Origin of the sequence: Acinetobacter sp. V104_13 (assembly GCF_031798995.1) — a bacterium.
GTDB classification, from domain to species: domain Bacteria; phylum Pseudomonadota; class Gammaproteobacteria; order Pseudomonadales; family Moraxellaceae; genus Acinetobacter; species Acinetobacter pittii.
Map to the genome: position 1 here is coordinate 1 of NZ_JAVQNP010000019.1, position 21,466 is coordinate 21,466.

A 21,466-nucleotide genomic window follows, 5' to 3' on the forward strand; every position below is an offset into this window, starting at 1 on the left:
GGTCGGAGCAGTAGGATTCGAACCTACGACCCCCTGGTCCCAAACCAGGTGCACTACCAGGCTGTGCTATGCTCCGAAATTGGGGTGAATGACGGGATTCGAACCCGCGACAACTGGAATCACAATCCAGGGCTCTACCAACTGAGCTACATCCACCATCAAATAAGTTCTATGTACCAAGCTACCGAATGGCGCGCCTGACAGGATTCGAACCTGTGACCATCCGCTTAGAAGGCGGATGCTCTATCCAACTGAGCTACAGGCGCTTAACCGATGATGCTTATCATGCGATACTTCGCCGATCTTAAAATATTATTTTAAGTGGTCGGAGCAGTAGGATTCGAACCTACGACCCCCTGGTCCCAAACCAGGTGCACTACCAGGCTGTGCTATGCTCCGATCTATCTCAGCTTTTGCTGTATCGCACATCGTGCGGTACGGTGTGCATTCTAGGCGCGACGCCCTCAGACGTCAACACCTATTCTCAAAAAAAGTTAAAAATCCTTATCAAATGTATATTTAACAAGCATTTTGAGGTTTTTTAACGTTTTAACGATGCACTAAAGGCTAACATTCGATCTAAAGGCATTTTGGCACGTTCAGCAAGCGCTGGATCAACGTGTATTTCCTGATCACCTTTTTGTAAAACTTCTAAAATTCCGTCAAGTTCATTCATTGCCATCCAAGGACAGTGGGCACATGAACGACAAGTTGCCCCCTCACCCGCTGTTGGCGCTTCAATTAAAATCTTATTCGGTACAGCTTGCTGCATTTTGTAGAAAATACCGCGGTCTGTTGCCACAATGAGTCTTTCGTTTGGCAAAGTCTGCGCAGCTTTAATGAGTTGAGACGTACTACCTACCGCGTCTGCAATTTCTACAACTGACTCTGGTGACTCAGGATGTACCAATACAGCAGCGTCTGGATACAGTGCTTTCATGTTGGCAATACCACGCGCACGGAATTCTTCATGCACAATACATGCGCCATCCCAAAGCAACATATCTGCACCAGTTTTCTTCTGAATATAGCGACCTAAGTGCTGATCTGGTGCCCAAATAATTTTTTCGCCTAAGCTGTCTAGATGTTCAACAATTTCGACCGCACAGCTTGAAGTCACTACCCAATCTGCACGTGCTTTAACAGCAGCCGATGTATTAGCATAAACAACTACAGTGTGGTCAGGGTGCTGATCACAAAATGCCGTGAACTCATCAACTGGGCAACCCAAGTCGAGTGAGCAGGTTGCTTCAAGTGTCGGCATTAAAATTGTTTTTTCAGGAGACAGGATTTTTGCTGTTTCTCCCATAAACTTAACACCGGCCACAACCAGTGTAGAGGCTGCATGATCTCGTCCAAATCGAGCCATTTCTAAAGAATCAGAAACGCATCCACCTGTTTTTTCGGCAAGTTCTTGCACTTCAGGGTCGCAATAGTAATGAGCAACAAGGACAGCATCACGTTTTTTGAGCTCTGCTTCGATCTGTGCAAACTTTTGTTGTTTTGCTTCTTCACTTAAGCGATTGTCTTTTGGCTCACCTAAACGGTCTAAATGCGCTTGTACAATGTTTTTTGCATCGTTGGCAATTAAAGTCGCATCACTCATAAAACGTCTTCTCTATCCTTCATGCTGGCATAACTGCTCGCATATAACGTTACTGCTTAAATGATTTACGGATTGAATCATTTAATATCAAAAGATGGGGCTAATAAAAAAGCCTCTTTGTCGAGGCTTGATTATAACTGATATTTAAGAACGGTAATCAGCATTAATTTTGACATAGTCGTAAGATAAGTCACACGTATATACCGTGTCTTTGGCCTGACCACGTCCTAAATCAACACGAATGGTAATTTCGGTTTGTGCCATAACGCGCGCACCCGCTTCTTCGGTATAGTCCTCAGCTGCGCCACCGTCTTTACAGATTTGCACGTCATCTAACCACACTTGAATTTTAGACACGTCTAAGTCTTTAACGCCTGCATAGCCAATCGCAGCTAAAATACGTCCCCAGTTCGGGTCCGATGCAAAAAGTGCAGTTTTGACAAGTGGTGAATGCGCAATGCTATAAGCAATATCACAACATTCATGAGTATTTGCGCCGCCTTCTACAGCAACAGTAATAAATTTCGTCGCACCTTCACCATCACGGACAATTAACTGTGCTAAACGATTCATTACACGAGCAAGAACTTCTAACACTTTAGCGTAGCGTGCATCGCTGTCTAATGTGATTTCAGTACCACCTGCCTGACCTGTTGCTACGAAAATACAAGAGTCATTTGTTGAGGTATCACCATCAATCGTAATACGGTTAAATGAATGCTCAACCGTGGTCTTTAATAGCTTTTGTACTAGATCACGGCTAATAGGTGCATCTGTTGCCACAAAACTTAACATGGTTGCCATGTTCGGGCGGATCATTCCAGCGCCTTTACTAATACCTGTCATGGTATAAGTAATGCCATCAAGCTCAAATTGTTCAGATGCGCCTTTAGGTACTGTGTCTGTGGTCATAATGCCAGATGCAGCATCATTCCAAGCCTCGTCTTGTACGCTATTTAATGCAGGCTGAAGACCAGCAAGTAAACGCTCCATCGGAAGCTGCTCACCAATCACCCCCGTAGAAAACGGAAGGACTTCAAAGCTGTTGACCCCAGCAATCTCCGCCAACTTTGCACAAGTATCCTGAGCATTTTTCAAACCCGTAGGTCCAGTTCCTGCATTGGCATTACCTGTGTTAATTACTAAATAGCGAGGATTACCTTTGGCAAGATGAGCTTTAGAGACATGAACAGGCGCTGCACAAAATGCATTTTGAGTAAATACACCAGCAACATTTGAACCTTCTGCAAACTCAAAAATGACTAAATCTCGTCGGTTTTGGTAACGTACATATGCTTCTGTTGAGCCAATTTTTACACCTTTTACCACATGCATTTGTGGCATTGTTACGTCACCGACAGCCATTTTTAGAACATCCAAAGTTTGTTGAATAAGATCAATATTTCAAAAAAGCGATGCAGTAAAGCACCGACCTTATGAAATATCATAGTGGACAGCTTAGTAGAAAAGTCTAAAAAAATCGAGCGCAAAAACGGCTCATTGTTGCTCTAGTTTTAATAAAATATCTTTCTTATCAAGCCCACCAGCAAAACCAACTAAAGCACCACCCGAACCAATGACTCGGTGACAAGGTGCAATAATTGAAATCGGGTTTTTGCCATTTGCCGCGCCCACTGCTCTCACCGCTTTTTCATTGCCAATTTGGAGTGCAATATCTTTATAACTTCTTGTTTCCCCATAAGGGATGGTCAGTAAGGCAGACCAAACCTGCTTTTGAAATGCAGTTCCTTCGAAATCTAGTGGCAATGTAAACTCTCGGCGTTTACCTTCAAAATATTCTTGTAATTGTTGTTCGGTCTTTAATAAAACTGGATGCTCAAGTTGTTCGACCAGCTCAGCCAGTCGAACACGTTTTGGATTTTCATTGTCCCAGAGTACTGCCACCAAAGCATTTTCATTCGCAACTAGCTTTAATTGCCCAACAGGCGAATTGATATACTTATAAGACAGCAACATAGTTTTATTCTCTTAAGACGGCGATGAAATTTTCATTAAAACCAAACCTGACACAATTAATACAGCGGCAATCATTCGCATAGCTCCAATAGGTTCATGAAGAAAAAATATACCTACAAGAAATGACCCAATTGCGCCAATGCCTGTCCAAACCGTATAAGCAGTACCAAGCGGTAAAGTTTTCATTGACATTGAAAGCAGAATTACGCTCAAAATCATAAAAACTACGGTAATAACACTAGGTGTTAAACGTGTAAAACCTTCAGACATTTTCATAGAATATGCCCAAATGATTTCAAATACACCTGCTAAAATTAAAATAGCCCAAGCCATAACATTCACTAATTTTTATAGCGTCAGGTCGTCCCGACATGATGTCCCATTATGGGGGAGGTCGTTCCTCCTTTATGTGAGGACTCAGTTTACTTTAAAATAAAAAATGAAGGCAAACCCTGACACAGGCTTGCCTCTATCAGAAAATATTATTCATTTTTTAACTGTAAAATTTTTCGTGCACCATTTAAAACAAACAAAACAATAATCAATCCAATCATTAAATCAGGATAACGCGAACCTGTAATGGCAACCAATATTCCCGCGACAATGACACCCAAGTTGACGATGACATCATTTGCAGAAAAGATATAACTCGCCTTCATGTGTGCCCCGCTCTCCTTATGGTCTCTCATTAAATAAAGACAACTAATGTTGGCCGCAAGCGCTAATCCGCCAATTAAAATCATGAGAATTGAAACAGGTTCACTGCCATAAATAAAACGGCGCAATACATCACCTAACACAATCATGGCTAAGCCAAACTGCAACCAACCCGAAAGATGCGCAGCCTTTAATTGCGCATTTAGATTTTTACCCACCACAAATAAAGCAATGCCATAAATTGCAGCATCGGCAAACATATCGAGCGAATCAGCGATTAATCCTGTCGATGAAGCAATAATGCCTGCCATCAACTCAATAACAAACATGACTCCATTAATCAACAATAACCATTGTAAAACTTGTTTTTGTGTTGCATTGGTTGAAGAACTAGCTCGAACCTTTTTAGGTTTTTCAACAGGTTCATAATGTGGCTGTGTTTGTTGTAACTCGGCCCCTAGTCCCAAACGCTGTAAACTTTGAGTAATCCTTTCAGCTTGAAGACTGTGATAAATCGCTAAATGGCGTGCAGGCAAATCAAAATGAAGTTCTTGAATATCGTCAGTGTAAGAGGCTAAAGCCATCCGTACCATTTGCTCTTCGGCTGCACAGTCCATGCGAGGAATATGATAATAACTTACCCATTGACTCTTTTTAGTCACAGGTTCACTAGGTGTGAAACACTCCTGAGACGATATGCTTGAGCATCCGCAGTTAGAGCTATTTTTACTTAAATGTATTTGATTCTCTTGTTTTTCTAAAGCCATCTTTGCACCATAACTGACACAAAAAACAATGCCATTAGTATAAACCAATGGCATATGTTTAAGCTTACTTTTTGTTCGGCAATTAGAATTTTAGTGTTAACCCTGCTCCATAATACCAACCATGTTCGGAGTCGGTTCCAGTTTGCCAAGCAGTTTGTTTTAAACCTTTTTCATAGCCGTAACCAACATCAACAAATGGCATCACCTTTTTATTGATTTCATAACGGGTTTGAAAACCAGCTTGTAAACTTGATAAACCTGTTTTACTTGCATAGCGAGATTCATCTTGCAAAACGACATCTGCTTTTAAATAAGGTTTACCAATTAACTTTTGGGTAAAGAGCAAGTCCCTTTCCGTTTCTAAACTTAACTTCCATAGCTGGTCTTCACCTGCATAAAGATATGCATCGGTTTCAAAAAAGTAAGGCGCCATGCCATGTAAGCCCACTACACCTGCCCAACGATCTTGCTTTTCATCTTCCCGTTGCAAACGCTCGTAGTTTACCCCAGCCTGTACATCCCAATAGTCAGCTACATTTCGACTATAAAGTACTGAACCGCCATAATTAGCATCTTCTGACTCTGCTTTATCCACATGGGCTTTAATGAACAATTTATTTTCATCCGTTCCCACCCAAGTTTCTAATTCAGAAGAAAAACTACCTTCTCCCTCTTCGTTTTGAGTCCAGCTAGTATCAATTTTTGCTGCTTGATAAACCTGTCCGCCATGTTCACGTAAATGATCATGAGTTAAAGGCTCTTGAGCAAAAGTAAATACTGATATGCTCGAGAAAGCACCGCAATATATCATTTGAGAAAATAACTTAGTGATGCGCATGACTAGCTCCTTTCTCATTTTCAGATTGAACATATGGTTGAGCTTGAGCAGGTTGTTGCCCATCATTCACTTGAGCAACAATCAACTTATTCATCATTCCCGCACTCATGTGGTAGAGCAAATGGCAATGAATCGCCCATTCTCCTAATGCATCGGCTGTCAATAACGCAGTAACTGTCTTTCCAGGTGGAACAATAAGGGTATGTTTATTTGGTAAGTTTTCAGCTTGTTGGCCATTTTCTAATTGCATAAACATGCCATGTAAATGCATTGGGTGGGCCATCATGCTGTCATTCACAAACTTCAAGCGAATACGTTCGCCATACTTAACTTGTAATGGCTCAGCTTCGCTAAATTTTTTGCCATTAATGGTCCAGATATAACGCTCCATGTTGCCACCTAAACGAATAACTAATTCACGTTCTGGTGCACGCGTGTCTGGCTGAGGTGTTAAAGATTGCAAATCACTATATTGCAGTGCTTTCATACCCGCTGGTGTCGAAGCATTTGCCCAGCCATAAACGGGTTCATCCTTTTTAGGCTTATTCTCAGATTGCGCAGGCATCTCATGATTCATATTCATCATAGCGTGGTCATGCTCGCTAGCTGACATTGCCTGCATATCATGCTTCATTTCAGGCATCGCAGACATGTCATGCTTCATTTGCATCATGGAATGATCATGTTCGCCAGATGCCATATTTTTCATGTCATGATCCATATTCATCATTGTAGAATCATGATTAGCATGGCTCGCCTCTTTTTTCATTTCGGGCATCGCCGACATGTCATGTTGCATGTTCATTTGATGGCCAGCATGTTCATCACTCGCCCCATTGCCATGACTCATGCCCATATCTTCCATGGTTAACAAAGCGCGTGGACGTGGCTGCGGTATTTGAATTGGCCCTACAGCCTGCGCATTTTCATTGTGCAAAGTTCCAATGGCAAAACCACTGCGGTCAATAGACTCTGCTTCAATCTGATAATTTGATTGCGTAGGCTCTACAATGACATCGTAGGTTTCAGCTGTACCAATACGAAACTCGTCAATTGCAACTGGCTTAACTGGCTGCCCGTCTGCACCCACAACAGTCATTTTCAAATTTGGAATTCTAACATCAAAAAATGACATCGCTGATGCATTAATAAATCGTAATCGAACCTTATCGCCAGCTTTAAAGTTAGCTGTCCAGTTTTGCTGAGGTGTCTTGCCGTTGACCAAGAACGTATAGCCCGTCACATCAGACATATCGGTTTTTAACATCCGCATCTGATTCCACATCGAACGATCTTGCCAAGTTGCTTTTAAACCTTGCGTTTTAACTTGCTTCAAAACATCAGATACCGTTTCACGGCGGTTTTGATAATACTCAGCAGATTTCTTCAAATTCTTCATAATGCTATCGCTAGAAGAATTATGAAAATCTGAAAGCATCACCACATAATCACGATCAGTTTTCTCATGAGCAGCAACAGGTATTTTTCCTTTTGGATAAATCACGAGCGGGCCATATAAACCATCTTGCTCTTGGCCTTTACTATGGGCGTGATACCAATAGGTGCCGTTTTGTTTCACCTTAAAGCGGTAAACAAAATCTCCGTTTGGCGCAATTCCTTTGAAATTATTAAAACCAGGTACACCATCCATTAACCCTGGCAGTAATAAACCATGCCAGTGTAAAGAGGTATCTTGATTCTTTAATTGGTTATGGACGTGAATAACAGCCTCATCCCCCTCCTCAAACTCAAGGAGTGGTGCTGTAAACTTGCCATTTACGGTAATTCGTTTTAACGGTTGGCCCGTAACATTGACCTGTTGTTCATTAATATTAAGGTGATATTCCTTAATTGCTGCGAGTGACCATGGTGAAACCAATAGCCCAAATACAGCGACTAGGCTGCTAATTGTTTTATGAGACATTGCTGTAATCCTTTTTAATTAAAAAATAAGTAAATAAGGATCAAGCTTTAGGAGGACGTAAAATCTCTTGCCAGTATCCGGCTAAATGTTGAGCCTGATAAATACTGCTAAATTGATATGAAATAGGAATAAATGGGGATTGAACGTCAGGTACAGCTTGCTGCAGAGCCAAATTCACCATTTGGCAATGGACTGGGTTACAGTCCTGACAATGCTCACCATGCGAATGAAGAGACTGAGTCATCTTTTGATGACATACGGTCTGATCATTTGCTTGAGTATGCATATTGTTATGCGAAGATTTTTCACTATGACACGGCATAGTATGAAGATCATGTTGCATAGGCGTCTGTGCAATAGACACACCACTCCACCCAATGACGAAAGCCATTAGGAACACAAACCAAGCATACTTGCGTAAGTGTTGTAGAGCCATTGTGATTTATCGCCTAGAGCCGATGAGTGATCTTAATGCCATTAGCATAACGAAGTTTTAAAAGAGATACAATTTTCTATCTTAAATGCTTGTTATAGAGCAATTAAGCAAATGGAGGTTGATGCTGAAGGACTAAATCAATCACCTCTAATGCACCTTCTTGTTCATTACTTACAGTGGTATAAGGCGCCACCGCTTTTAATGCTTCTACTGCATTTTCAACAGCAAACCCATAACCCACAGCTTTAATCATCTGCATATCATTGTTGTTATCACCAATCGCAACCACTTGATTAGGTTCAACCTGCCATTTTTGTAGTAACAGCTTCAAACCATGTGCTTTATGCTGGTCGGGAAGAATCAAATCGATAAAATTAAAACCACTTGAAACAGGTACCAAAACTTTATCTGCTACAAAACTTTGCTTCTGAAAATGCTCAAAAATCGCAAAGCTTTCGTTTTCCTGAGCGGTAAAAGTAATTTTGCACACCAAGTCATCTAGTGCATAAAAGTCATCTACAACTGTCAGTTTTTCAAAATATCGGGCAACTTTGGCATAGTCTTCTGCGTTCATACTTCTATGCACGTAAGCACTTTGTTTTCCACAGATCACCATGGTTGAGGTATACGCTGGGCCAATCGCTTTTAAAATCTCAACGTATTGTTGCTGACTTAAATGAGCAAAAGCTAATTCTTGCCCCGCATCTACAACATGTGCGCCATTTTCTGCAATAAAAGCAATCTCATGATTAATTTCTGGAAAATAGGTAACAAGTTTTGCAAGTTGATTACCGCTAGCTACCACAAAATGAATATTATTTTGTTTTAGTTGTTCGTATTGTTTTAAAAAACGTGCTTTGTTGTACTGCTTTTTGGAATTAAGAAAAGTCCCATCCATATCTACCGCTAAAATTTTTACTGTCATTAATGATCAAGGTCTCTTACTAAAAACTTATTAAACCAAATTTAGCTTTATTTTTCATGACACTTTTACAGTTTTATACGTATGTATGCATAAAAAGTTTTACACAGAGCTGCATCGTTTTTTGCACAGGTTATTTTTTAGCAAAGCTTAATAAAAAGCCAGCTAATAAATTACTCAACACGCATAAAAAAAGAACGCCAAAACGTTCTTTTTTCATCGTTTTTGTCTATAGAATAAACGGTTGATCTAATTTTGTTTATTTTACCAACATCTTATCCATACGGTTATCAACACAGTTATCCATACAGTTATAAACAAAGTTATCCACAAGCTTATTCTCAGTTCAACAAACTTTTTAAGCGTCTACACTGCCTACTTTCGCAAGCTCTGCACGCATTTGATCAATCACAACTTTATAATCTGGTTGACCAAAAATAGCTGAACCAGCAACAAACATATCTGCACCCGCTTCTGCAATTTCACGAATATTTGCAGGGCCAACGCCACCATCAACTTCTAAACGAATATCACGACCACTTGCATCGATAATTTTGCGCGCTTCACGTAATTTTTCTAAAGTCATTGGAATGAACTTTTGTCCACCAAAACCAGGGTTTACACTCATTAATAAAATTTGGTCAACTTTATCAAGTACATAATCTAGATAATGCAATGGCGTTGCTGGGTTGAAAACTAAACCTGCTTTAGCACCACCAGATTTAATCAGCTGTAATGAACGATCAATATGGTGAGATGCTTCTGGGTGGAAGGTAATAATATCTGCGCCTGCTTCTAGGAAATCGCCAACAATTCGATCAACTGGAGATACCATTAAATGCACATCAACAGGAGCTGTAATCCCATAGTTTTTTAAAGCCTTACATACACCTGCACCAAAAGTTAAATTTGGAACATAGTGGTTATCCATCACGTCAAAATGCACTACATCTGCACCTGCGGCTAACACTTTGTCTACATCTTCGCCTAAACGAGCAAAATCGGCAGATAAAATAGAAGGAGCAATCAAATAAGGCTTGGACATAGGTGGATGACCTGGCTAGAAGTTTAAGGAGAGACTAAAAATTATAACAAAAAAGAACCTAATTGGCCCGCCCTTCCTTGCTTAAATGACAACATTTCAAACTTGCAACGTAACGTTGCAACAATAGAATGCTAACGGCGAAACGAATTTGTTAAGGTACATTAAACCAATGTGAGGATTGATAATGAAAAGCACAACTCATCTATTAACAAACGATGGAAAACGCATTGCAAAACGTCTAGTTAATCATTGGAAACACAAATTTGAAGTACAAGAAACTGAACAAAATTTTAAAATCTTAATGCCTACAGCAACAATTACGCTTGCACCAGAAACAGAGCAGTTAAACGTTGCTATTGATAGTCAGTTAGATGACCACAACCACTTAGAAAAAGTTGTTCTTGATCATCTAAACCGTATGGCTCAACAAGAATTTCAAGTTGAATGGCAACACTAAACTAATTAGCCAGATACTTTTTCTAACTGGATTGCATGAAACTGCAAATGCTCATCCATAAAGGTTTGAATAAAGTAATAGCCATGATCATAGCCAGCATGTTGTCTTAAAGTTAAAGGCTGTCCTGCCTTTAAACATGCTTGTTTAAATTTTTCAGGGTGAAGTTGTTCATAAAATTGGTCATCTAACCCCTGATCCACCAAAATTTCATTAAATACCGCACCATTTTTTGAGACTAAAGCCGTGGCATCATGAGCCAACCAGCTATCACGATCTGCACCCAAATAATGGCTAAAAGCTTTTTCACCCCATGCACATTCAGTTGGCGCGCAAATCGGTGCAAATGCAGATACCGACTTAAACTTGTCAGGATATTTAAAAGCCAAAGTCAATGCGCCATGGCCACCCATTGAGTGCCCAAAGATACCAACCTGTTGAGCATTTACAGAAAAGCTTTTTAAAATGAGTGGATATAACTCATCTATTAAATAACTTTCCATTTGATAATGCTCAGACCAAGGTGCTTCTGTGGCATTAATATAAAAGCCTGCGCCTTGACCTATATCCCAATGATCCCCTGCCGCAACCTGTTCGCCACGTGGAGAAGTATCAGGTGTAATCAAAATAAGACTAAGTTGTGCTGCCAGATGCTGAGCATGTGCTTTTATGGCAAAGGTTTCTTCAGTGCACGTTAAACCCGCTAAGTAAAACAAAGTTGAGCAAGCTTTACCTTCTAAAGCTGCCGGTGGTAAATAAACACCAAACTTAGCAGGCCCTTTTAAATAAGAAGATTCAAATTGATATATACGCTGCTCACCCTCAAAGCAGCGGTTTTTTTGCAGGAGTTGCATCGTTTTTAGCCTCTGTTTTTGTTTGAGCAATATCTACACTACCCGTATTTTGCTGAGGAAATAGATACTTTTCCAATTGAGGTAGCATAAGTTCCATATTTTTACCGATCATCCACTGAGGTTCTGAAGGTTCAACGCCTTGAGCCACTTCCCATTTGGTTACCGTTTGCTTAGCGGTGTTAAACGAATCTTTCATTGAGGATTGCTCTCGCATAGCCAAATCAAAGAAAGCTCGTCCAAAATAGGTATAGTCGGCTTCGTTATTACACCCAAAAGAAGTTTTATCAGCAGCCGATGCGGTAATAATTAAAGTATCAGGAGACTGTAAAGCAGGAATAAAGCTTCCTGAATAACAGGCTGAGATAACAATCACACGCCAGCGAATACCAGATTTATCCAGTGTTTCACGTAACCATTTCGGGTCTACTTGCCCTAAATCTAATGGCGCATTTTCAATTTCGAAGTGATTTTGTTCACCGTGTGAAGTCATATATAGAAATAGGACATCGCTATCACGGTTCATTTGCTGGCCCATACGGCGTAGTGCCAGTTCAATACTGGTTTTAGATGCAATCGGAATTTCTGTTCGCGTATCTGGATTATTGACCAGCATCATCGAACGACCAATCGTTCCGAAACGTGTATCAAACTGCTCTTTAATACGGACCACTTCCGATTTAAAAACGTCTTGATAACTATCGCCAGCAACACCTAAAAAGTACCAATGGCTTTTGGCGAGCTCACCATATTGAACTTGCTCTAAAGAATCATTTAACAGTTTACTTTGCGAATAAAAAGCATCTTCAGCAAATGTAGGAGCCGTATCTTCTACTTTCCAAATCGGTTGATCTTTTACAGAAAGTTGCCAAACCACCATCGTTGCAATAGTCGCAACCATAACCAATGCACGTTCCCACCATGGCCATTTAAGCTCACGTGAGAAAACCCAAATTACCGCTAAACTTTGCCACACGAATAAAGCTACAAATAAGCTCGGTAAAATTCCGTTATAAATAGCATCGGGAATAAAGTTGAGATAACCATTAGACCCCAAATACTGAATTAAACATTGAATTAATAAGATATTTGTATCTAGAACTAGCCAAAGTAAAGCAGGAACTAGCATTAAACGAGGTTGATTAGTTCGCTGTGATAAGAAAATACCAACAATTAAGGCAATGAATGGCCAAAGTGCATAACCAATTAAACCTTGTGAATTAAAATCACCGATTTGACCAGCGACAAGCCAACTATAAAGAGAGTTAGTACATCCTCCTAAAATTCCCCAGACAATAAGCTGAAGAATAGATGGATGCACAATCTGTAAAGAACGTCTTGACCCCAAAAACAGCCACATTCCGGCAATTTGGTTGCTTTTAAAATCATGCCAAAAGTTAATGGAGGGTTTAAGATCAATCATAAAAGGTTTTCAAAAATTTCGTTTTTGACAGGCATCTTAAGTGTATGCCTGCTAAGAATTTTAGCAATCATGCTTTTGAACTATATCACATATATTTGTGCATTATTCAAGCAATAAAACCTAACCTTACATAAGCCTACTGAAAATACGCATCAAAACGACAAGCATCCCCTTGCCATTGATGAGCTGGCTCTTGATTTGCCAAGAAAATAGCATGGCGTGGCCGCTTAACAACGACACGTTTCGCAACTTTCTGTGCCAAAACTAGCAAATTATCCCCCAAATCCATCTCACCATCTTCGGGTAAAAGGAGATGTAAAAGCTGCATCTGCTTTTTGACTTGAGCTTGTTTTTTAATTGCTTGTTGATTCTGGTCGCGCTGTGGGAACATCGGGTCAAGATAGACTACATCAACCGTTTTTGCTTCTTGATGTAATTGCTGTAAATAGCTTCCAGAGTCAGCAAAGATCAGTTGAATACGATCCATAAATTGACTTAAAAATGGATCACGTTCCGCCTGAGCTTTTGAATCTTCAAGTAAAGTAAATAAAATCGGATGGCGCTCAACAAGCTGGATTTGGGCACCTAAATAAGCCATAAGTAAGCTGTCATGGCCTAAACCCGCTGTTGCATCAACCAGTACTGGCTTTTCACCTAACTGACAAGCACGGGCAATCATTTCCGATTTAAGACTTGCACGTTTTAAACGTGGAATTTCAGCTTTCCAGTCGGGTTGCATTTTCATGCCATTAGCAGATAACCAAAGTCCGTTTTCATCTACACAAAGGGCAATTTCAGGATTGAAGCGTAAAAACCGTGCATTCAGCTTTTCAATTGGCTTTAAATCGACAGTCACACCTCTAGAACAAAGCACAGCTTGGTAGTGCTGTGCTTGTTCTTGAAAATCTTGTTCAAAATATATATGCATGAGTACTGCCTTTACTTTGCTTTACCCTGATCCGCTATCTTTTTCCACGCATCATCACGTAAATAAACTGGCAAAGCATGCTCGGCATCCACCCATTGCTTTTGTGCAGCATAGACACGTGCAATAGAAGCAATATCCTGTGCAGTTGCAGTGATTGTTTGATGCTCTGCATCAACTTGAAGTAGCTTGGCGCCCGAACCAATTAAGCAATGTTTTGCATAAGCTGCTGCTGGCTCATAGCCCATTAATTTTTCTTCATCAATACACTGCATAATTCCTTGTTCATCTAAAACATAACTTGCAATGTAAACTTCATTCATACGCGCATCGAGCACGGCAGTCACTTGTTCCAAACCTTCAAGTCGGTATGCCGCTTGTGCTAAAGCTTGCAATGTAGAAACGGGAATTACTGGTAAATCTTGTGACCAAGCTAAAGCCTGGGCAACAGCAGCATTAATTCGAACACCACTAAAAGAACCTGGCCCACGGCTAAAGGCAATCGCATCTAAACCAGCAACTTCAAGACCTGTTTGTTGTAGCCCCTGCTCAATCATGGGCAAAATAGTCTGTGTTTGTGCTTTCGCCCGCGTATCGAGTTGAAAAAACAGTTCTTGGGTTTCATCGACTAATGAAATAGAACACTGCTCATTTGCAGTTTCCAACGCCAGCAATTTCATGCACAACCTTAGTATTAAATCAGATTAAAAACGAAGGTTATGATACCCCACTCGGCTCTGATAGGCGAGTTGTTCTATCTCTAAATAAAAATGCCAAGCTTGTGCTTGGCATAGAAAATAACTTATTAAAAGATTTTAAAAGTGAAACTCTTTTAAATCTGCATAGCTCTTAAAGTGTTCAGCATAATGTAATGCACTCAAGCGTATTTTCGCTGCCCCATCTTCATCTAAAGTTTTGACAATTTTGCCTGGTGAACCCATCACCACTGAATTATCTGGAATCACCTTCCCTTCAGGAATTAAAGCATTAGCACCGATAATACAATTTTTACCAATCACCGCCCGATTTAAAATTACGGCGTTCATACCAATCAAACTATTATCACCAATCGTACAACCATGCAGCATGACTTTATGACCGACTGTGACATATTCACCAATATTTAACTCAAGTCCAGCATCGGTATGTAAGACAGAATTTTCTTGAATATTAGAGAAATCACCAATCCGAACGACACAGTTATCAGCACGAACTACTGCACCAAACCAAATGCTGACTTGACGCCCTAACTCTACTTGTCCAATTAGCGTTGCAGTTGGAGCAACCCAACCATCCCATGGCTCATGTAATGCTTTTGGGTGCTGTCCTTGATAGCTATACATCATAATTTATCAATCCTGATCTTTATTTTTTATGAGAAAACTTTGGCATTCCAAAGGTTGGTGAGTTAAGTAAAAATGGCCAATCTTTTTGATAACCTAGTCCATATTTAAACAGAGCAACTAACATACGAGCAGTTAACCCCCAAATAATTTCATTATCAATCTGTAAGCTTGGGAAATATAAAGACTGATGAGCATATCGAACTTCATAGGGTGTCGGACGCGTCTCGATCAGTTGCTGTAACGGGACAAAGAAAATTCGATCAATTTCGGTAGGCTGAGGTATTAAAGTGACCTCAGGAGGAATAAGCCCAACGATCGGTTTTACAGACAAACCGCTTCTTGCTCGCTGCATCGGCAAATCACCTAACAACTGTACATCAAACGGATTTAAAGCTGTCTCTTCTTGAGCTTCTCTTAATGCAACAACAATATTACTGGTATCACTAGGATCACGCTTTCCCCCAGGAAAAGAGACTTCCCCCGCATGGTTGTTCATATGTATTGAACGGCGTGTAAGCAGTACCTTAGGATCATTCTCATTCGTAATGGCAATGAGTACTGCAGCTTGTGCTTCTTGTATGCGGGTGGAAAAGCGCAATCTTTGCTGTAACTTTTGTGTTAGCAAGTGCTCTTCCATACCATTCACCTATTATTTTGTCTCTCTTTGCATCATATCTGAAAATCAAAGTTAGGGAATAGAGTTGATGCGTAAGTCTAAAAATTCAGTTATGCTGAGGCATCTCTATACTCGATGATAATTATGAGTTTCTGTGTAGCGTGTGGGCATAAAACCGAACAAAAAATTCCTTTAGGTGATCATAAAGTACGCCGTGTTTGTACTCATTGTGGAAATATTCATTATGAAAACCCCAAAGTAATCTGCGGTGCCTTAGCGTTATGGGAAGACAAAGTATTACTTTGTCGTCGTGCGATTGAACCTCGTTATGGCTTATGGACATTACCTGCTGGTTATATGGAATTATTTGAAACCATGGAACAAGGTGCAGCACGTGAAACTCGTGAAGAAGCAGAAGCCGAGATAGAAATAGAACAACTTTATTGCATGTACAATATTCCGCGTATTGGTCAAATTTATGTTCTTTTCAAAGCACAGCTGAAAGATGGCATTTTTGGTGCAGGCGAAGAAAGCATCGAGAGTCGTCTATTTGAAGAGCATGAAATTCCATGGGGAGAACTCGCCTTTCCTAGTGTTGAACACACTTTAAGACATTATTTTGAAGACCGTAAAAAACAAGTGTTCCCAACACATCTTGAAACTTTGGGGACTCGCTTAGACCATACGGGTTAATTAATTAGACAAATAAAAAGACCGCTAAGCGGTCTTTTTTATTTGTCTCTTATTTTTAAGGTTTAGTCTTAATCGCATTACAAGCTGGAATAGACTGATTAGCTAGTTTAATAGACACCGTGCCAGACAGGCGTTGAGCCAAGGCTTTCTCAGCATCTGTTGGTGCTGGGCTAATATCCTTAATATTATTATAAACAGCTTGATAGAAAGCATAAAGATTAATCCAACGTGCAGTCTTGTTTTCATAATCACTTAAATTAATACTATTACTGCTGTTTTGACCTGCTAACAAGTTATAGAGGTTAATCTTGGCTCCATTTACCGAAATTGAATCATTTACATTATCATCTGGATTAGTATCCTGTCTCACCACAGAGTTAAGTCCCATCAAAATCCCATTAAGGTTACCTAGCTGAGGATTCGATAAAATCATACGAACAGTAATAGAGCTATCATTATCCGATGACTCTGTTCCACCAGTAGTACCTAGTCTGTATTGTTGCACACCATTACTATCAATTAAGCTGTTGTCTGTTACTGTTGCACATTGACCAGACATATCGGTTGCAGTTGCATTTGGTTTAATATCCGTACGAATATTTCCTTTTTCATCAACGACAATGCCTAAATCGATAGGAGCTATCCCAGTAGTATCAAATCGGAATGTCAAAGTCGCATATAATGGGAAGACATAGCGTTGACCAGAACTCACGTTAGCTGCTGTTTTAAAAATTTCTTTTCCAAGATAACTAATTGGGTTGGCTTTAATAATATCAAGTGAACCCTTATAGTTTTCTGTGCCTACTGTTTGACGCCATAAACCATAATGCTGAATATTTCCTGTGGTCGAGCGTGTTAGTTGTTTATAAAAACCTTCACTTCCCGCAACAGCATAATCGTTCATAAACTTACCTTGATAGATTTGCAAATCATTATTTGCATTGCCATCAACGCTTAAACGTAAGGGTTGAGTCGATTGAATATCTTTTGAAATTGGGTTAAGCCAACCATTTTGTTGGGGAGCAACAAGCATTTGCATTGGTTTTGCTTTGGTCCACAATAAAACTGGTGGAGCAACGCCAGTCACGTTTCCGTCCTTATCTTTATATAAAGTAGCATCACCACGCCATTGCAGACCGTAACCCATTGCATAACCTTCACGGTCAGTCAACATGAACATGTTAGCCATCATATGACGTAAATTAGTGGTAGATTTATTAAAGCAATCTGCTAATGCCTGATTACAGCCATAAAAACCCAGCGGTAACGGTGAACTAACAGGATCTACAATACCCGCATAAGTCGCTTCATTTGCTTGAAATAATGCAGCATTTGCTAAGTTTGTGACTTGAACCACGAGTGCATAAGCTTGTGCATCAGACACTTTACTTACATCTAACCAAGGTTTTAGAAGGGTTGCATATTGCCCATTCTTCCATTCTGTTGCAGTTATATCTTGTGTCAAACTAGTCAACAGATTTTTCTTATCTTGAGTAAATTGGGTTGGTTGTAAATCACCTACCACATTATCGCCACGTTCAACACCAATACTTTGGAATAACTTAACTAAAGCCATAGCTACTTTAATAGTTGGATCAGCGTTACTCATTGAAGCAGGAGGCTGACCAGTTAATGCTGTAGCCATATCCAAAACTGTTAAATGTGTTGTTCCGTATTTTCCTAATGTATCAAGTTTTATCGTACCTAACGCAATCTTGTGAGTATTGCTACCTTGTAGATAAAGCGTAATTGTTTCATCTGATTTACTGCCACTGATACTACAAGCACCGCCAACCGAGTTACCAACCAATTTAGTAATATAACGCTGATTCGGAGATAAACTACAGTCGAAATTCAAACCTGCTATTGGATAATTTAATTCAAAATTCAGACAGGTTTCATCTGTGGCTTTACAATCCAAATTAGTGGTCGGTATCGTACCACCACCTTGAGTAGGATCTTCATTAATTGTTGAGCCACCACCACCGCAACCATTTAATACAATTGCCAATGTAGATAATGCAAAAGGTAATAAAATTTTTTTACTCATCATCATTCCTATTTATTTTTAACGTAATACCGAAATTTTAATTTGTCCCTGATTAGATAGTTCCTGATCTGGCATATCCACAGCCGACGATAAAGGCGTTAACATAATATAGTGTGTACGTTCTGGCACCTGTAAAACGCCTAAAATCGATGCATGTTGTAAAATCGTCGCAGGATACGACTTACTTTTAAAACCACTAGCACCTTCTATAACACACCCCTTTTCATCCAAGAAAACAGCGAGGGGCCAATAATATACAGGCTTATCATTGGTTGTAGCATAGGAAGCTACTTGTATATTCTTAATAGAAGAATCTACTTTTACGACTTCGTATTCAAATTTTTCTTTAAGAGGTTGTCTCGGCCATAACCCAACTTCTTTATTCTGGCTTAGCTTTTTAATTGATTTGTTATAGCCATTAATAAAACACAAATCATTTTCAAAAGTGCTTGCTAACTCTTTGTGCGAAAGTCTCACATAAGTAGGAGCTAATACCACAGAAGAGACTTGATCTTCTTGAGATCGATGCAATACGTTATCAAGGATAGACTGACCAACACCTTTTTTACGCTCAATAGATTCAGTACGACCTAAACCGTCAGGCATAATATAAAAACGTTTTTTCCCTTCTAGATTAAACTCTTGATTTTCTAAATATTCATTATTAACGTATTCCACACCATCAATGGTAGTGTACTTCGTCTCATCCTTTTTGGGTGCTACTGATGCTGATGAAGTAACGATATCCTTAGACAAGGGGGGAAGTGAATTCGGTTCTACTTTTTCTACAATCTTTTGTTGGGAAGCAGAATGCTTTATCAATGTTTTTTCTTTAGTAGTCGCTAAACTAGACTCTTGATCAATAATTTTTGATTCTTCTTTGCTTATTTTTGTCTGTTTTGAAACTGTAGATTGTTTCTTTATCGAGACAGTTGGTGCAGTTGGTGCAGTTGGTGCAGTTGGTGCAGTTGGTGCAGTTGGTGCAGTATTAGACGATTTCTTAATTACTTTAGGTAATTCTTTTGATTTTAAAGATGCTTCTGGCAATACTTGCTGTTCTGGACGAGTTGTCTTTATCTCTGGATTTGTTAATACCCTAGATGGTGTAACGGTTCGTTCCACCCTTTTACTCGGAACAATCATTGGTCGACCATCAGGACCAATAATCGTATAAAAACCATCCGCATAAATAGCAGAGTTACTTGCTATTGCAACAAAAAAAATTGCAATAGCAAATCTAGGTCGAGACATCCGTTCGCAATTTAATTTTACCATTTTGTTCTATAATTTAACCCGAGTACTGTAACTTTGGTATTAGTTTTAACATCCAAACCGGCATAAGGGTTTAACAGGATATTATCAACTCCCGTTTTATTAGATAAGGTACTAGTCCCTGCTGGAATATTATCGCGGCTACGTAAGAAACCAACTGAAAGATCCAAATCTGTATCTGCATCAAATCGGTACCCAATACCCAAACCAAATAACTGCGCATTATTAATTGGAATCATGGTATTACGTTTGTCATTTGGAATAGCGCTAGCACGAGGCTCATAACCAGCACGCAACTTCAAACGATCTGTTGCGGAATACTCTAAACCAATACCCCAGCTCCAAGGTGAGGTAAACTTTAAAGGCAAAGCTAATGAAGCATCTGTCACATCATTTGATAAAAGTTTGGCAACTTTGAGTAAGGTAATCTGTCTATCAAATTCAAACTTAAACTTATCCCATGCAGAATAATCGGTCCAACCCACATCAAAGTTAACTTGCAAATCAGGGAATATTTTATATTTAATCCCGGCTTGGAAATGTGCAGGATATTCTAGATCCATCGCCGCCAGTCCAGCCTCAGAGCTTGGTACATTCCCTGGTAAACCGAGAATTCGAGCCAAGACCTGACCTGTAGCTGATGAGTTTAAGCCTTTAATTAATTCTTGAGGAGCCTTAGCATTATTAATTAGATATTTCCCTTTCATACGCATTTTAGCGGCACTTTGATAAACCATACCAAAGCCAAAATCGTCCGTCGGTTCCCACATTAATCCTAAGTTATAGCTTGGGCTTAAAGACTGCTCCATAGAAACTTGAAGTGATCCCATTTTCTTGAATGGATTCATACCTTCTTGAGTATTACATAAGCCAAATAACAATAGGTTAGTAATCATATCGTTATTGTCTTTAAAAGGCCCGCATACTACATCATCAACCATACGCAATACCCCAATCATATCATTGGGAAAACGCAAATCGGTTTTCATGGCAAGAGCGTTATAAGACATACCAACCGAAGCACCGATCGACAAATGGTCATTTACTTGATAACCAAAAGATGGAGACAAATAAGTAATCCGCTCAACAGCAACTTGCTGGCCCATAAAGTTTCCTGCGTTACCATTTTCAGCGCCAAAACCTGCAATTAAAGGTGCATAAATTGCAGTAGCATAAGTCAGCTTTGAGCCTGGTGGTTTATAGGCAATCCCTGCGGTAGGAGCAGCGAGTGGATAACCCTCCCCTAAATCAACCATTTTTTTTAGAATTGGAATATATAAGCTAGCGTATTCAACATCACCACGCACAGGGCCTTTAAAATCAGTACAAATATTAGCTGTAACTTCTGGACCATCATTACAAACAAGAGGGTCATCTGAGTAGCCAAAAACGTTATAACCAGGAGGTGCCGAGAACTCACGCTGAATATCAAAGTTCGCTAAAATTCCTTGCACATCTGTCTGTAACCCATCAATTTTTGCTAAAGCCGCAGGGTTAAAGTGAATTGCACTAATACCAGGCGGATCTGCAGTTACAGCATTCCCCATCGATAGTGAACGAATATCAACAGCTAGGTTTTGTCCCAATTGAGCGTTGGCAAAGCTAGAAAAACCGGAGATCACAATTGCCGTCGTTAAAGGACATAATTTAGGATATTTCACCTG

General features: G+C 39.8%; 21 protein-coding genes and 4 tRNA genes. 2 read left to right on the forward strand and 23 right to left on the reverse strand.

From position 1 onward, the window contains the following. Window positions 1–2: 2 nt before the first annotated feature. The 14 genes from RMB06_RS04520 to rpe all read right to left on the reverse strand — a co-directional run bounded on the left by RMB06_RS04520 (window position 3) and on the right by rpe (window position 10,172). Window positions 3–76 (reverse strand) — tRNA-Pro (locus tag RMB06_RS04520). Window positions 77–80: 4 nt separating this feature from the next. Continuing rightward, a tRNA-His gene (locus tag RMB06_RS04525) sits at window positions 81–156 on the reverse strand. Window positions 157–189: 33 nt separating this feature from the next. After that, window positions 190–266: transfer RNA gene (locus tag RMB06_RS04530), tRNA-Arg, on the reverse strand. 56 nt (window positions 267–322) lie between these two features. Further along, window positions 323–399: transfer RNA gene (locus RMB06_RS04535), tRNA-Pro, on the reverse strand. Between the two features lie 142 nt (window positions 400–541). Next, window positions 542–1,606 carry a quinolinate synthase NadA gene (gene nadA, locus RMB06_RS04540; RefSeq protein ID WP_311078544.1) on the reverse strand — a complete coding sequence of 355 codons (1,065 nt, stop codon included), beginning with the start codon at window positions 1,604–1,606 and terminating at the stop codon, window positions 542–544. A 144-nt stretch (window positions 1,607–1,750) separates the two neighbouring features. Then, window positions 1,751–2,971 carry a bifunctional glutamate N-acetyltransferase/amino-acid acetyltransferase ArgJ gene (argJ, locus tag RMB06_RS04545; RefSeq protein WP_311078545.1) on the reverse strand — a complete coding sequence of 407 codons (1,221 nt, stop codon included), beginning with the start codon at window positions 2,969–2,971 and terminating at the stop codon, window positions 1,751–1,753. Window positions 2,972–3,103: 132 nt separating this feature from the next. Beyond that, window positions 3,104–3,583 carry a methylated-DNA--[protein]-cysteine S-methyltransferase gene (locus tag RMB06_RS04550; protein ID WP_311078547.1) on the reverse strand — a complete coding sequence of 160 codons (480 nt, stop codon included), beginning with the start codon at window positions 3,581–3,583 and terminating at the stop codon, window positions 3,104–3,106. 12 nt (window positions 3,584–3,595) lie between these two features. Continuing rightward, window positions 3,596–3,916: a multidrug efflux SMR transporter gene (locus RMB06_RS04555; RefSeq protein WP_000312233.1), complete on the reverse strand. Its 321-nt coding sequence runs from the start codon at window positions 3,914–3,916 to the stop codon at window positions 3,596–3,598. 149 nt (window positions 3,917–4,065) lie between these two features. After that, a complete protein-coding gene (locus RMB06_RS04560) occupies window positions 4,066–5,061 on the reverse strand; it encodes a cation transporter (protein WP_311078548.1) in 996 nt (331 codons plus the stop codon). Between the two features lie 28 nt (window positions 5,062–5,089). Next, a complete protein-coding gene (locus RMB06_RS04565) occupies window positions 5,090–5,845 on the reverse strand; it encodes a copper resistance protein B (RefSeq protein WP_311078550.1) in 756 nt (251 codons plus the stop codon). Next, entirely contained in the window at window positions 5,832–7,769 is a 1,938-nt protein-coding gene (locus RMB06_RS04570; protein WP_311078552.1) for a copper resistance system multicopper oxidase, read from the reverse strand. The genes RMB06_RS04565 and RMB06_RS04570 overlap by 14 nt, the downstream gene beginning before the upstream one ends. A gap of 40 nt (window positions 7,770–7,809) precedes the next feature. Continuing rightward, entirely contained in the window at window positions 7,810–8,205 is a 396-nt protein-coding gene (locus RMB06_RS04575; RefSeq protein ID WP_270906960.1) for a hypothetical protein, read from the reverse strand. 103 nt (window positions 8,206–8,308) lie between these two features. Beyond that, window positions 8,309–9,130 (reverse strand): Cof-type HAD-IIB family hydrolase, encoded by an 822-nt coding sequence (locus tag RMB06_RS04580; RefSeq protein WP_104080091.1) that lies wholly within the window; start codon window positions 9,128–9,130, stop codon window positions 8,309–8,311. Between the two features lie 355 nt (window positions 9,131–9,485). After that, a complete protein-coding gene (gene rpe, locus RMB06_RS04585) occupies window positions 9,486–10,172 on the reverse strand; it encodes a ribulose-phosphate 3-epimerase (RefSeq protein WP_311078553.1) in 687 nt (228 codons plus the stop codon). A 184-nt stretch (window positions 10,173–10,356) separates the two neighbouring features. Between rpe and RMB06_RS04590 the strand changes: the two genes are divergently transcribed. Then, window positions 10,357–10,629 carry a DUF2218 domain-containing protein gene (locus RMB06_RS04590; RefSeq protein WP_199985027.1) on the forward strand — a complete coding sequence of 91 codons (273 nt, stop codon included), beginning with the start codon at window positions 10,357–10,359 and terminating at the stop codon, window positions 10,627–10,629. A gap of 5 nt (window positions 10,630–10,634) precedes the next feature. Here the strand turns inward: RMB06_RS04590 and fghA are convergent, their stop codons facing one another. From fghA to RMB06_RS04620, 6 genes are all read right to left on the reverse strand, one after another. Then, window positions 10,635–11,480: an S-formylglutathione hydrolase gene (gene fghA, locus RMB06_RS04595; protein ID WP_086265256.1), complete on the reverse strand. Its 846-nt coding sequence runs from the start codon at window positions 11,478–11,480 to the stop codon at window positions 10,635–10,637. Next, entirely contained in the window at window positions 11,449–12,900 is a 1,452-nt protein-coding gene (locus RMB06_RS04600) for a C13 family peptidase (protein ID WP_311078554.1), read from the reverse strand. Before RMB06_RS04600 ends, fghA begins: the two co-directional genes overlap by 32 nt. A gap of 136 nt (window positions 12,901–13,036) precedes the next feature. Beyond that, window positions 13,037–13,828 carry a class I SAM-dependent methyltransferase gene (locus RMB06_RS04605; RefSeq protein ID WP_311078556.1) on the reverse strand — a complete coding sequence of 264 codons (792 nt, stop codon included), beginning with the start codon at window positions 13,826–13,828 and terminating at the stop codon, window positions 13,037–13,039. 11 nt (window positions 13,829–13,839) lie between these two features. Then, window positions 13,840–14,505, reverse strand: coding sequence for a tRNA (adenosine(37)-N6)-threonylcarbamoyltransferase complex dimerization subunit type 1 TsaB (gene tsaB, locus RMB06_RS04610; RefSeq protein WP_069036001.1), 666 nt, complete (start codon window positions 14,503–14,505; stop codon window positions 13,840–13,842). 135 nt (window positions 14,506–14,640) lie between these two features. Continuing rightward, the gene (locus RMB06_RS04615) at window positions 14,641–15,168 is read right to left on the reverse strand and encodes a gamma carbonic anhydrase family protein (protein ID WP_078210186.1); all 528 of its coding nucleotides are present in this window, start codon (window positions 15,166–15,168) and stop codon (window positions 14,641–14,643) included. Window positions 15,169–15,190: 22 nt separating this feature from the next. Then, window positions 15,191–15,817 (reverse strand): CoA pyrophosphatase, encoded by a 627-nt coding sequence (locus tag RMB06_RS04620; protein WP_014208431.1) that lies wholly within the window; start codon window positions 15,815–15,817, stop codon window positions 15,191–15,193. 114 nt (window positions 15,818–15,931) lie between these two features. Here RMB06_RS04620 and RMB06_RS04625 point away from each other — a divergent pair, with 114 nt between their 5' ends. Further along, on the forward strand, window positions 15,932–16,480 hold the full coding sequence (locus tag RMB06_RS04625) for an NUDIX hydrolase (RefSeq protein ID WP_002115876.1): 549 nt from the start codon (window positions 15,932–15,934) through the stop codon (window positions 16,478–16,480). A 55-nt stretch (window positions 16,481–16,535) separates the two neighbouring features. Here RMB06_RS04625 and RMB06_RS04630 read toward each other — a convergent pair whose 3' ends face one another. From RMB06_RS04630 to RMB06_RS04640, 3 genes are read right to left on the reverse strand one after another with little or no spacing between them, the layout of a single operon-like run. Further along, window positions 16,536–18,536, reverse strand: a complete 2,001-nt coding sequence (locus RMB06_RS04630) for a protein FilF (protein ID WP_311078558.1) — start codon at window positions 18,534–18,536, stop codon at window positions 16,536–16,538. A 12-nt stretch (window positions 18,537–18,548) separates the two neighbouring features. Next, window positions 18,549–19,781 carry a putative pilus assembly protein FilE gene (gene filE, locus RMB06_RS04635; RefSeq protein WP_311078559.1) on the reverse strand — a complete coding sequence of 411 codons (1,233 nt, stop codon included), beginning with the start codon at window positions 19,779–19,781 and terminating at the stop codon, window positions 18,549–18,551. A gap of 17 nt (window positions 19,782–19,798) precedes the next feature. Beyond that, complete coding sequence (locus tag RMB06_RS04640; protein WP_311078561.1) at window positions 19,799–21,463, reverse strand: outer membrane protein transport protein; 1,665 nt, start codon at window positions 21,461–21,463, stop codon at window positions 19,799–19,801. Window positions 21,464–21,466 lie beyond the last annotated feature (3 nt).